Annotated in this window: 10 protein-coding genes; 8 read left to right on the top strand and 2 right to left on the bottom strand. The window is 69.9% G+C overall.

Features of this window, described 5'->3' with window-relative positions:
* The first annotated feature begins 133 nt into the window (after window positions 1-133).
* Window positions 134-1,447, top strand: coding sequence for a M24 family metallopeptidase (locus tag IPN47_26590; protein MBK9411548.1), 1,314 nt, complete (start codon window positions 134-136; stop codon window positions 1,445-1,447).
* A gap of 146 nt (window positions 1,448-1,593) precedes the next feature.
* Here IPN47_26590 and IPN47_26585 read toward each other — a convergent pair whose 3' ends face one another.
* Window positions 1,594-3,237, bottom strand: coding sequence for a family 20 glycosylhydrolase (locus tag IPN47_26585; GenBank protein ID MBK9411547.1), 1,644 nt, complete (start codon window positions 3,235-3,237; stop codon window positions 1,594-1,596).
* A 110-nt stretch (window positions 3,238-3,347) separates the two neighbouring features.
* Between IPN47_26585 and IPN47_26580 the strand changes: the two genes are divergently transcribed.
* A complete protein-coding gene (locus tag IPN47_26580; protein MBK9411546.1) occupies window positions 3,348-3,857 on the top strand; it encodes a hypothetical protein in 510 nt (169 codons plus the stop codon).
* 166 nt (window positions 3,858-4,023) lie between these two features.
* The gene (locus tag IPN47_26575; protein MBK9411545.1) at window positions 4,024-5,385 is read left to right on the top strand and encodes an amidohydrolase family protein; all 1,362 of its coding nucleotides are present in this window, start codon (window positions 4,024-4,026) and stop codon (window positions 5,383-5,385) included.
* On the opposite strand, the gene IPN47_26570 is transcribed toward IPN47_26575, so the two are convergent.
* The gene (locus IPN47_26570) at window positions 5,382-6,650 is read right to left on the bottom strand and encodes an MFS transporter (protein ID MBK9411544.1); all 1,269 of its coding nucleotides are present in this window, start codon (window positions 6,648-6,650) and stop codon (window positions 5,382-5,384) included. The two genes, IPN47_26575 and IPN47_26570, sit on opposite strands and share 4 nt — an antisense overlap.
* Window positions 6,651-7,098: 448 nt before the next feature.
* On the opposite strand from IPN47_26570, the gene IPN47_26565 reads away from it, so the two are divergent.
* The 5 genes from IPN47_26565 (at window position 7,099) to IPN47_26545 (ending at window position 13,078) form a co-directional block, all read left to right on the top strand.
* The gene (locus IPN47_26565) at window positions 7,099-7,494 is read left to right on the top strand and encodes a BlaI/MecI/CopY family transcriptional regulator (GenBank protein MBK9411543.1); all 396 of its coding nucleotides are present in this window, start codon (window positions 7,099-7,101) and stop codon (window positions 7,492-7,494) included.
* Window positions 7,484-8,884, top strand: coding sequence for a hypothetical protein (locus IPN47_26560; protein ID MBK9411542.1), 1,401 nt, complete (start codon window positions 7,484-7,486; stop codon window positions 8,882-8,884). The genes IPN47_26565 and IPN47_26560 overlap by 11 nt, the downstream gene beginning before the upstream one ends.
* Window positions 8,885-9,053: 169 nt before the next feature.
* Window positions 9,054-10,433, top strand: coding sequence for a M23 family metallopeptidase (locus IPN47_26555; GenBank protein MBK9411541.1), 1,380 nt, complete (start codon window positions 9,054-9,056; stop codon window positions 10,431-10,433).
* 102 nt (window positions 10,434-10,535) lie between these two features.
* Entirely contained in the window at window positions 10,536-11,453 is a 918-nt protein-coding gene (locus IPN47_26550; protein ID MBK9411540.1) for a sterol desaturase family protein, read from the top strand.
* Between the two features lie 278 nt (window positions 11,454-11,731).
* Entirely contained in the window at window positions 11,732-13,078 is a 1,347-nt protein-coding gene (locus IPN47_26545) for a hypothetical protein (protein MBK9411539.1), read from the top strand.
* Window positions 13,079-13,110 lie beyond the last annotated feature (32 nt).

The following is a 13,110-nucleotide window of genomic DNA, read 5'->3' as shown; positions in this document are numbered from 1 at the left end:
CCCCACGCCGATGTCACACCCGTCGATGACGATTCCTCGCCGCTCCGCACCGTCCCTCGCGCTCGCGACGCTCGCGACGCTCACGCTCGCAACGCTCGCGACGCTCCTCGTGGCCACGCCGGCGCAGGCACAGATGACTGACGTGCCGCAACGGCGCACCATCGCCGCGCGTCGCGATCCGTTTGCGTCGGCGCTCCCGTCGTGGTCCGAGCAGATTCGCGTTCGCGAGAGCTGGCTCGACAAGCGCCACGAGATGCTGCTCGGCATGATGCGGCGCCACGACCTGCAGATGTGGATCGTGGTGAATGAAGAGTTCCACAACGATCCGCTCGCCGAGTTCATCGCGCCGCCGAGGCCGTACACGGGGAACCGCGACTTCTTCATCTTCGTCGATACCGGCGGGACCGCGTTGCGCCGCATCGCGGTCACCGGCTACTCCGAGGACAACCTCAAGCGCTGGTTCGAGTCGCCCGACGAGCCGCGGCCCATCACCACTGTGCTCCCCGAGCTGGTCAAGCGCTACCAGCCGAAACGCATTGCGTTAGGCAGCGGCGGCAAGCGTGGCGTCACGCGCTCGCTCACGCACGACACCTGGGTCGACCTCACGACGCTCATCGGCCCCGACGCCCCGCAGCGCGTGGTCCCGGCGGCCGACCTCATTGAGGAGTACCTCGACACGCGCATCCCCGAGGAGATGCCGTACTACACCCGCGCGGTGCAGCTGACGGAATCGCTGGCGCGGCGCGCGCTCTCCAACGAGGTCATCGTCCCCGGCAAGACCACGGTGGGCGAGGTTCGCAACTGGCTCTACGACGCGCTCTGGGCCGCGGGGGTGCGCACCTGGTTCCAGCCCGACCTCCGCGTGCAGCGCCGCGGGATGGGGAAGGCGTCGTCGCGCGGCTTCCTGGCCGTCGCCCCCGAGAGCACCGTCATCCGCCGCGGCGACGTCGTGCACCTCGACTTCGGCATCTCGGTCATGGGTTTCGACACCGACTGGCAGAAGATGGCCTACGTGCTGAAAGCCGGCGAACGCGATGTCCCGGCCGGGCTCAAGGCGGCGATGAAGAACAGCCACACCCTGCAGGACGTGATGATGAAGACCTATTCGCGCCCCGGGGTCCCCGTCGCCGATGTGTACGATTCGACCATGGCCGACATGAAGCGACGCGGGATCACCGCGATGATCTATTCACACCCCATCGGCAACCAGGGGCACGGACTCGGCGCCGCCATCGACTTCCGCTCCGCGCAGCGCCCCGAGCTGGGCGCCTCGGGGAAGAAGCTCCGCAAGGGCTCCTACATCTCGATCGAACTCAACACGCGCACGCCGGTCGCCGAGTGGGAGGGGCAGGACGTCTTCGTGATGTTCGAGGACGATGCGCACCTGACGGACGACGGGTGGGTCTTCTTTCGGCCGCGGCAGGAGAGCTGGTACGTCATTCGGTAGACGGTAGGTGGGAGACGGGAGTGCAAACGGCGCCGTGAGGCGCCGTTTGCGTTGCTTCCGCGAGGTGGGTTGGTAGTGCGACGTGAGCGGTTACGGAGCTTCGCGCGCGGCAACGCCGCGCGCACTCCCGTCTCCCGTCTCCCGGCTCAGTTCCGCCAGTCCACTTCCGGCGTGCGATGGAAGTTCACTCCCACCGCCGACAGCCGTCTCCCATGCGCCGCCAGCCGCACGCGAAACGACTCCCACGCGCGCCCCTCCTGAGGCGTCCACCCCACTTCGGCCAGCGCCACCAACCGCGGGAAGCCCAGCCACTCGAATTCGCTCGGTCGTTCGATCGTTTCTGACCAGAGTGGCCCTTCCACGCCGAGGATCGCGCGCCCGCTCACGCCGGCCAGCAGCGTCTCCGGGTTCCAGTCGTACGCAGCGCGCAACGGGATGACCGCGGCCCAGGTGTAGCCCAGCACATTGCTGCTGTCGTACTTCATGTCGAAGTACGTGCGGTGCGCCGGGGAGAGCACCACCTGCCCGCCGCGTGCGGCGTGGACGTGCGACGAATCGCTCGCCCTGGTGCGCGCGGGGCGCCAGTGATGCACGATGGTGCTCGCGTCGAGCTTGGCCGCGGCGATCTCGCCCCACCCCATCGCACGCTTGCCGTGGGCGCGCACGATTCCTTCCACGCGCTCCACGAAGCGCAGGTACTCGTCGTGCGTGAGCTTCTCCACCTCATCGCCCCCGAGATGGAAGTAGGGGCCCGGCGTGATGGCGCTCACTTCGCGCACCACGTCATCGATGAAGCGGTAGACCCCTTCGCGCGACGCGCAGAGGGCGCTGAAGCCCACCTTGGTCCCGGTGTACAGCGGCGGTGCGGTGTCGTTGCAGTTGAGTTCGGGAATCGAGGCCAGCGCCGCATTCGTGTGCCCCGGCATGTCGAACTCCGGGACGATGGTGATGAAGCGCTCGGCGGCGTAGGCGACGAGGTCGGCGTACTGCGCCTGCGTGTAGTAGCCGCCGCCGCCACCGCCTACCTGCGTGCTCCCCCCGACGCGGGTGAGCGCCGGCCACGCCGAGATCTCCAGCCGCCACCCCTGGTCGTCCGACAGGTGCAAGTGCAGCACGTTGAGCTTGTACAAGGCCATCGCGTCGAGGTAGCGCTTGACCCCGTCGATCGGGAGGAAGTGGCGCGCCACGTCGAGCATCGCCCCACGCCAGGCGTACCGCGGCTGGTCGTGCACCTCCACGCCCGGGACCACCAGGATGCGCTTCACCGCGCCCCGATGCTCCACGTCCACCGGGAGGAGCTGACGCAACGTCTGCACGGCGTTGAACAGCCCCGCCGCACTCGCCGCCTCGAGCGAGACCCCCGCGCGATCGGCGCGCAGCACGTAGCCTTCGCCGCTCACCGCGCCCTGTGCCCCGCCTTGCGCCCCGCCCCGCACCCCGCGCACGACCAGGGCACCGGCCGGCACGTCGGCGCCCGCCGGCAGCCGCGAGATCCTGCGCACCACCTGCGGAGGCGCGAGCAACGCGGCGAGCGATCGCGCGACCTGATCGGCCCCCTCCGGGGCGTCGGCGGTGATCACGAGCGGCGTGCTGTCGGTGACGATGAACGAATCGGCGGCGATCGCCTCGGCGCGCACCGGCGCCGGGATGAGCGTCGCGATCCGCGCCACCGCCGGCTGGGGAGCCGGGCGCGCCGGCGGGCGCGGGGTGCCCGCGCAGGCCGCGGTGGCCAGGAGGAGGAGTGCAACCGTCGTCGGACGAACGACTGGGCGAGTCGAGCCGTGCAGCATGTGTTGAGCGCGGTGAGGGATGCGGCAATACTATGCGTCCGGATCGGCCGCGTCATCGGCGGCACCACGCCGGTTCTCCCGCTCGACGCCTCTCGCGCCCCGCCGTCGTCATGCCCGCCTCACTCCAACTCCGCCTCAAGAAGGGAAGCGACGGCCGCGTGGCCTCGTTCGCGCTGCACCGCGACGACGGGACGTTCACCGTGATGCGCAACCCGAATCCCTTCTTCCCCATCCACGACCTCACGCACTACGCGGTCGAGAACACGCTGCGGCACAAGCGCGGCTTCTACGGTCTCGTGTGCGAGGGGTGGAACTTCGAGGACTTCGGCACTCCCTGGCCACGCGGTCGACTCCCGGCTGACATGGATCCGGCCGAATTCCTCGTCGGAATGTTCGATCTCGAACGGGCCACGGGCCACCCGATGACGCTGCGTGACGTCAACGAGCAGCTGGTCGCCTATGCGGCGGCGCACCCGGCGGCGCCGGCCCTTCCCCTCACGCAACGTGAGCTCGATAGAATTCGCGAGCGGGTGCTGGGCTACAGCGCACGCTGGAAGGCGCTCCCACCGGGCGAGACACTCGTTCTCGGCTACGCGCCGGGAGAAGACAGCGGGGCGTAGAGCCTCTCGCGTGCACCATCACTCCTGACTCGCATCTCCCCTCATGCGCGCTTTCCCCTCCTTGCATTTCACTCGCTGCGTCCGGCACGCATCGGCGGTCGCGCTCGCCCTCGGTAGTGCGGCGGCCCCGCTGCGTGCGCAGGGCACGAGCACCACGCCGTCCACGGTGGCGATCACCCACGCCACCATCGTCGACGTGGCCACCGGGCGCCTGACGAGCGGGCACACCATCATCGTCAGCGGCAACAAGATTGCGAGCATCTCGCCCGACAGCCGGGCGCGCATCCCCGCCGGCGCGCGCGTGCTCGACGCCACGGGCAAGTTCGTGATTCCCGGGCTGTGGGACATGCACGTGCACGCCACCGGTCCCGGAATCGATCGCCTCTTCCTCCCCGTCCTGGCCGCCAACGGGGTCACCGGCGTGCGCGACATGTGGGGGCGCGTCGCGTGGTTCGATTCGGCGCGCGCCCAGACGGCGCGTGGCGACCTGGTCGCGCCTCGCATCGTGGGGAGCGGTCACATCCTCGACGGCGCCCCTGCCATCTGGCCCGGCTCGACCGGCGTGAAGGACGCCGCCGAGGCGCGACGCATGGTCGACTCGCTTGCGGCTGGCGGCGCGGCATTCATCAAGGTCTACTCGCGCCTCACGCCTGACGAGTTCCGGGCCGCCGCGGAGCAGGCCAAGGCGCGCGGCCTCCCCTTCGCCGGCCACGTGCCCTCGCTCGTGTCGGTGGGCGAAGCCTCCGACCTTGGCATGAAGAGCATCGAGCACCTGCAGATGCTCGCCAACGCCTGCTCGCGCGACGAGGACGCGATGCGCGCCGACTACGCGGCCGCGGTGGCGAGCGCCAAGGCGTGGGACTCGGCCGGCATCGTCTCGCGCGCGCAGGCGCGTCGCGTGGTGGACACGTACGACCCGGCGCGGTGTCGCGCCCTGGCCCAGCGCGTCAAACAGAACGGGACCTGGATGGTCCCCACGCTCACCGTGCTGCGCTCGGTCGCCTACCTGGACGACAGCACGCTGGCCGCCGATGCGCGCATGGCGTATGTCCCGCGCTTCTTCTCGGCCACGTGGAACCCGAAGAACGACTTCCGCTTCAAGATGCTCACCGCGCAGGACTGGGCGCTGCGCAAGGAGGTCTACGCCCAGCAGCGGAAGATCGTGACGCTGCTGCATGAAGCGGGGGTGTCGTTCCTGGCCGGGACCGACCTCTCGAATCCGTACATCTTCCCCGGCTTCTCGCTGCACGAGGAATTGCGCAACCTCGTGAGCCTCGGCTTCACCCCGCTCGAGGCGCTGCAGTCGGCGACGCGCAATCCCGCGCGGTATCTCGCCGCCACCGATTCGTTAGGCGCCGTGGCCGCGGGCCAGCTGGCCGACCTCGTCGTCCTCGACGCCAATCCGTTGCGCGACATCGCCAACACGGAGAAGGTGCACGCCGTGGTGCTCAACGGCCGACTGGTGGACTCCACCCAGCGACAAGGGCTGCTCGAGGAGGCGAGGAAGCGCGCCGCCGGCCGACCTTAGTTGGTGGCCCGACGCCCAGCTTCGCCCTCCTTCGCGGCCTTCTTCCCGAAGTCCCCATCGATTCGGACGAGCGCCGCGACGATGAACCCCGGGACGGTCGAGAGCAGCACCCACAGGAAGAAGTGCGGATAGCCCAGCTTCTCCTGCAACGCGCCGGCAAACATCCCGGGGAGCATCATGCCGAGCGCCATGAAGCCGGTGCAGATGGCGTAGTGCGCCGTCTGCTGCGCCCCGCGTGCGACCATCATCATGAAGAGGATGTAGGCGGTGAAGCCGAAGCCGTAGCCGAACTGTTCGACCGCCACCGCCGCCGAGATGAGGGTGAGGTTGGATGGCTGGGTGTAGGCCAGCCAGACGAAGATCGCGTCGGGGAGGTGGATGGCGATCACGAAGACCCAGAGCAGTCGCCTGAGTCCGTAGCGTGAGGCGAGCCACCCCCCAAACAATCCGCCGCCGGTGAGGGCGAGCACCCCTACGGTGCCGTAGGCGACCCCCACCTCGCTCGTGGTGAGCCCCAGTCCGCCGTCGGCGCGCGCATCGAGCAGGAAGGGGGTCACCAGCTTCACCAGCTGCGCCTCGGCGAAGCGAAAGAGCATCAGGAAGGCGAGGGTCGCCACGATGCGCGGGCGCTGGAAGAACGACGCAAAGACCGAGAAGAACGACGGCGCCGGCTCGGCCGTGCCCGTCGTGGCGTCGGCAGCTGCAACCTGCGCACGCGCGACGTCGCCCGCCGGCCGGTCGATCGCCGGGCGCGGGAGGGCGAAGCGATGGTACGCCGCCAGCGCGGCCATCAGGGCAGCCAGCGCCGCGAAGGTGATCGTCCACGCGCGCCGGGGCTCGCCGGGGGAGAGCTTCTCGAGTTCGCCGGCCAGCACCACGAACGCCCCCTGGCCGGTGATCATCGCCAGGCGGTACGACGTGCTCCGCACCCCGACGAACGCCGCCGCCTCGTGCGCCGGAAGCCCCAGCATATAGAAGCCGTCGCAGGCGATGTCGTGCGTGGCCGAGGTGAGGGCCATCGCCCAGAGGAGGGCGAGCGTGACGGTGAAGAAGCTCGGCGACCCGAGCGCGAGGGCGACCGCGACCAGCGCCGCCGAGACGCCAAACTGGGTCGCCAGCGTCCACGAGCGCTTGGTCCCGTACAGTTCGACGACTGGGCTCCACAGCGGCTTGATGACCCACGGGAGGTAGAGCCAGCTCGTGTAGAGCGCGATGTCGGAGTTGGAGATCCCCAGCCGCTTGTACATCACGACCGACACGGTCATGACGACGACGTACGGCAGCCCCTGCGCGAAGTAGAGCGACGGCACCCAGCGCCAGGGGTGTCCGGTTGGGAGGGCGGCGGGGAGGCTGGATGACGCGGGCGTCGATGGGGCGGCCACGGGGGCGATCAGAAGATGGGGAGCCCGCTCCAGCGAACGCCGGCGACGGGGAGCCTGCACCAGCGCACGCTGGGGACGAGCAACCGCGCGGAAGCGGTGGGCAAGGCTAACCCTCGCCCTCGCGTATGGCGAGCACACGACATCGCATCTCGCACGGCTCGTCCCACCATGTAAACGCAACTCCCACCACAGGTGTCAGATCCCAGGATGCCCCCGGCGATGCGAGTTCGGCACGCCAGGGGTCCCATCTCGTCTTGCACACGGCCGTGGGCCCCAGCGTTCACTGGGGTGCCGCCGGCGGTTGATTCTTCCCGTGATCCCGGAAAAAACGATGCGCGACTCCGTCACCCTCACCGACCTCCAGCTCGCGATCGTTCGCATCCTGTGGACGAAAGGGGCGTCGACGGTTCTCGAAGTGCAGGAGGGGCTCCTCCCCGAGCGCTCGCTCGCGCAGACGACCGTGGCGACCCTGCTCACCCGGCTCGAGAAGCGTGGCGTCGTGCGCCACCAGATGGTCGGGCGGCAGTTCCGCTACGAGGCCCTGGTGACCGAGCCCGACGTGCGGAAATCGATGGTCGGCGAACTGACATCGATGCTGTTCGACGGGCGTCCTGCGGCGCTCATTTCGCACCTCATCGCGGAGCGCGACATCCAGCCCGGCGACCTCGACGAGGTGAAGCGCCTGATCGCGGCGGCCGAAGAACGGGTGTCGGCCAATGGACATTAGCTGGCTCCTCCCGCTGGCCGGGATGGTGGGGCGCGGGTCGAATGCGGTGGGCGCGTGGCTGCTCACGTACGCCGTGCACAGCTCCGTGCTTCTCCTGGCGGCGTGGTGGCTGGTCTCGCGGCGGCGGCTGCGGTGGTCGCCGACTGCACAGCATGCCATTTGGAGCGCGGCGATGGTCGCGGGGTTCGTGACGGCCGGCGTGCAGGTGGCCTCGCCGCGTCCCTCGGTGGGGGGCGCATTGCAACTGGCGGGTATGGGGAAGGGGACCGTGGCGGCCGTGCAGGTGACGCGGCGCTCGACTGATGCGGCCGCGCCGATGGTGGCTTCTGGCGCGCGTTCGCTCACGCTGACCCAGGTCGGCCCCGCCGTTGCGTCGCCGGCCTGGGCGCCCGCGACGCCGGGGTCGTTCCAGATGATGGTCTTCACCATCTCGCGCGCCACAATCGCCGTTGGGTTGTGGGGGGTGGTAGCGCTCGCGCTCCTCGCGCACCTCGCCGTCGCCCGCCGCCGGTTGCGCCTCACGCTGGACTCACGTCGCGCCGCCACCGACTCGTTCGCGGCGGGGGCGCTGCGCCACCTCGTCTCGCGCGCGGGCATCCATCGGCGGGTCTATCTCGCCACCAGCGATGCGCTGCAGGCGCCGGCCGCCATTTCCAGCGACGAGATCGTCCTTCCCACCCGCGCGCTGCACGAGTTGACACTCGCCGAACAGGAGGGGGTGCTGGCGCACGAGCTGGCACACCTGGTCCGCCGCGACACGCGCTGGCTGCGCGTGGCCCTGTGGATCGAGCGTCTCGCCTGGTTCCAGCCGCTCAACCGGGTCGCTCGCCGCCAGATGCAACTGTCGGCCGAATTCGCGGCCGACGCGTGGGCGGTGCGCCTGACGCGGCAGCCCATCACCCTGGCGCAGGCGCTGGCGCGCGTTGCCGGCTGGCTCACGACCGACTCGCGTTCGACCGCCGCCTTCGTGGCCGGCGCCGACGGGTCGCCGCTCGTGGAACGCGTGCGACGCCTCACCGCGCCGGTACCGGAGCGCGACGGGCTCGGGGGGCGCGTGGCGCATGGGGCGATGCTGCTGGCGAGCCTCTGCGCACTCGCCCTCCTGCCGCGCGTCGACGTCGGGCACCGCGGCGGTGGGTCGCAGCGGTTCGATCTCATCGAGCGAGTGGACCTTCGCGTGCGTCAGGGCGATTCCCTGCCGAATGGCGCCGTCGCGCCCTTCGCCGAGTCGTTCGCCGAGCCCTCGGGGATGAAGATGGGGATTCGACTCCTGCGCCTGCGCGACAGCGCGATTCGCGTGATCCCGGCGAACGGAGAGAGCGTGCGCGATAGCAGCGCCGCGCGACACGGACCCGGGCGCATCCTCGTGATTGCGCGCGACATCTCATAGGGCGCGCGCGGTTGCTTGCCGCGGGGCAGGGGAGGGCGCGCATAGTTGAACGCGCTCCACGGATACGCGGCGGGCATCAGGCGCTCCGCGCGCCAACGCTGTGATCTGTTTCGCTGGACCGCGACCGGGCGACATGTAGCTTCCCTGCGTCTCCGGTTGCCTGGCGCGCATGATCTTCATCGTTCCGCTCATTGCCGTGGTCGTGCTCCTCCTCGCTGCGTGGGCGTGGGGCGGCGTGCGCGACGCCATGGTGCGCGACGCCGACGAGGCGCGAGCGATCCTCGCGGTCGAGCATCCCGAGTGGCGTCCGTCGCTCATCACCCCCTCGGTCGACGGCCGAGGCGCCCTCGCCTGCGCCCCCCCGGACGAGTCGGTCGCCGTCGTCTTCGCCCATGGCGACACGCTCACGTCACGACTCCTGCACGCCGGCGATCTCGCGCGCATCGAGGAGTCGGTGTCCGACCAGACCACCCGGGTCACGCGTGACATGTTCGATGCCCAGGCCTCGCACGGGACGTCGGTCGATCGCACGGCACCGGACGCGCCCTCCGTCCGCGCGCGCTTGCACCTGCACGACCTGGGCTGCCCGCAGCTCGAGCTTCGGTTGCCGGCCAGCGAGTGGGCGACCTGGCGCCCGCGCCTGCAACGTCTGGTGGCGGCCAGCGTGTTGCTCCTGTCGGCCCTGATCGAAGCGGCGGGGGCCCAGGGCTCCAGCGCCTGCGACGCCTCGATGCGCGCCACCTTCACGCCGGCGCGTCCCCGCCCGGGCACCCTCGTGCTTGTGCAGCTGGCGGGGTACACCGCCGACGCCTCGCCGCGGGCCACCGTGGCGGGAGAGCCGCTGCACTTCCGTGCCGATTCGGCCGGTGGCTGGCGCGCCCTCGCGGCGGTCCCCATCGACGCCGGAGCCTCGTTAGGCCTGCGCGTCGTGTGCCCGGCCACCGGCGACTCGACCACCCTCACCGTCGCGCTGGCGAGCGCATCGTACCCGCTGGAGAAGCTGCGTGTCGCCCCGCAATTCTCGGCCAAGCCCGACTCCGCCCTCGCCGCGCGACTCGAGCGCGAGGCCGCGCGCGCCGCCGCCATCTCGCGCGCATCGCACGATACACCGCGCCTGTGGAGCACCCCCTTTCGCGCGCCGCGCGACAGCCGCGTCACCAGCACCTTTGGGCGTGGGCGCGAGTTCAACGGAACGGTCACCTCGCGCCACATGGGGACCGACTATGCGGGCGCCGTCGGCGCCCCGATCCGCGCCGCCAATCGTGGCGTCGTGCGCCTGGTCGACCGCTTCTATCTGGGCGGCAACGTCGTGTACATCGACCATGGCGAGGGGCTCGTCACCGCGTACCTGCACCTGAGCCAGCACCGCGTGGCTGAGGGGGATACGGTGGCGCAGGGCGCGGTGATCGGCCTGGTGGGGGCGACCGGTCGGGTGACCGGGCCGCACCTGCACTGGATTGCGCGCTACGGGCGCATCTCGGTGGATCCCGCGTCGTTGTTGCGGGCGACGGGGGCTGCCGCGGCGTCGGGGGCGCCGGCGGAGCGTTGACCGTCTGACGACGGGGGGCCCCCCCCGAAAACCAATCTCTCGCCCGCTCACCGCACGCGCGTCATCATTCCCGTCCGCTCCGTACCATCCCCTTCCCGCGGTATGCTCGACTCCCTCGCCGCCGCCCTCCCCGACCCGGTTCCGTACGCCATCCCCTGCTTCATGCTCCTCATCCTCGTGGAGCTGTGGTGGAGCCGGCGCGCCCTCCCGACCAACTACGAGTTGCGGGACACCGCCGCCTCCCTCCTCATGGGGCTCGGCAACTTCGGCATCGGCATCGCCTACGGCGGCATCGTCTACGCCGCCACCACCTGGACGTACCAGTACCGCCTCATCGACCTCCCCAAGGCCTGGTGGGTCTTCGTCGCCGTGCTCCTGGCCGAAGACTTCTGCTACTACTGGTTCCACCGCTGGTCCCACGAGCACCGCATCTGGTGGGCGGCCCACGTCAACCACCACTCCTCGCAGCACCTCAACCTCTCCACCGCGCTGCGCCAGAGCTGGACCGGCAATCTGGCCTTTGTCTGGGTCCTCTGGCTCCCGCTCGCCCTCGTCGGCTTCCCCCCGGGACTCATCGCCTTCCAGAAAGGGGTCTCCCTCGTCTACCAGTTCTGGATCCACACCGAGGCGGTGCGCCGCCTGCCGGCGTGGTTCGAGTTCGTCTTCAACACGCCGTCGCACCATCGCGTGCACCACGCCTCCAACGCCCGCTACCTCGATCGCAACTACGCGGGGATTCTCATCATCTGGGATCGCCTGTTCGGGACGCTGGTCCTCGAGGATGACGCCGAGCCGTGCCGCTACGGCATCACCAGCAACCTCGCGACCTTCAACCCGCTCCGGATCGCCTTCCACGAATGGGTCGCGATCGCCCGCGACGTCACCCGCGCCCGCAGCTGGCGCGAGCGGCTGGGCTACGTCTTCGGCCCCCCAGGGTGGAGCGCCGACGGATCTCGCCGCACCTCCGCGGTGATCCGGCGAGAGTGGGCGGAACGGGAGGCGAAAGGACGGGCGAGCTAGCCGGGAGCCAAAGGCGAGCTGGGGGGCCTGCTGGAGGACCCGCCGGGGGGCCGGCTAGGGGGCGGAGTCAGGGGCGAGCCAGCAGCGCGATCCAGGGGCAGGCCTGAGGGCGGGGACACGCGGGGTTCAGGTGGCCAACGCCCCAAGAGCACGCGTCCGGCGCCTGAACACCCCTTTTCCCGACAGGATTTCAGCAGTGCTACGCTAAAGAAGCGGGACCGAAGAGACCGAGACTCGTGGAGGACTACGCCGCAGCCCGTCCTCCCTCGGCAACGACCATGCGCCCACTTCTGCGACACGCCGCTGTTTTCGCTCTCCTCTCCGTAGCTCCCCGGATCCTCGCGGCCCAGCACCACGAGGAGAAAGCTCCGCCCAAGCAGAAGGAGTCGCATGGGAGCGTGGCTGCCGAACCGGCCAAGCCCGCCCACGCGGCGCCCGTCGCGGCAAAGGGCGACGGACATGGCGATGCACACGCCGCGGCGGCCGCCTCGTCGTCCTGCAACTCGCTCCATGCGGTGACGCGGGGCGTCCCCGTCGTTCCCGAGACCGCCGGCCCCGGCTTCGCCTCGTTCATCGATCCCACGGCGCGCGTCGAGTCGCCCGAGCGGGTCATGATCGGTTGCCGCTCGTACATCGCGCCGTTCGTCTCGCTCGACGGTTCACAGGGACCCATCGCCATCGGGGACGAGACCGACCTGCAGGACAACGTCGTCATCTCCGGCAAGCTCGTGATGCTGGGTGATCGCGTCATCGTCGCCCACGGCGCGACCATCGTTGGGCCAGCGACCGTCGGCGCGTCGAAGGGGAAGCCGGCCTTCATCGGCTTCAACGCCTACATCGACGGCGCGATGATCGAGCCCGATGCCTTCATCGGCCATCTGGCCCGCATCGCCCCGGGGATCGTGATTCACGCCGGGACCAAGGTGCTCCCCGGCAAGTTCATCAAGACGCAGGACGAAGCCGACCGCCCGGAGCTCGGCAAGGTGGTCAAGGTGACCGACGCCGATCGCGAATTCATGGCCGGCGTGCTCCACGTGAACACCTCGTTCGCGGCTGGTTACACGGACCTCTTCCATGCTTCGCCGAATCAGGTGCGCGGGGTGGGGCGCGATCCGGGGCACTCGGATTTCAATCACGACGCCGACCTCCCCACCTTCGGCGGCAAGTCCGAGTCGCATCCCGAGAACGACCGTTTCCGCATCATCGGCGCCGTGACGCTGGACGACTCCTACGACGCGCTCCTTTCGAAGATCGGGCGCAACGTCGCCATCCGCGCCGACGAGGGTGAGCACTTCCACTTCGGGGTCCTCACCCGTATGCAGGACCGCGTCACCTTCCACGCCCTCGAGCACACCGACCTGGAGGTGGGCTCGCGTGACGAGTTCGGCTTCCACGTGGTGGTGCACGGGGGCCCCGACGACGGCGCCGAGCCGCACGAGGTTACGAAGGTTGGCGACGACGTCACGGTGAAGGATTGGGCCGTCGTCTTTCGCTCCAAGGTCGGCAACGGGGTCGTCATCGGCGTACGCGCCTACGTGGACGGGTGCCACCTGACCGCCGGGACGGTCGTCCCTGACCGGGCCATCATGATCAAGGACAAGATCATCGGCTACGTGGAGTGGTAGATCGGAGTTCGCCGCGGCATACTGTGGGACCT

The organism is Gemmatimonadota bacterium, assembly GCA_016719105.1.
Classification (GTDB): domain Bacteria; phylum Gemmatimonadota; class Gemmatimonadetes; order Gemmatimonadales; family Gemmatimonadaceae; genus SCN-70-22.
Note: the sequence above shows the minus strand (reverse complement) of the source record. Positions and strands in the feature narration are given on the sequence as shown.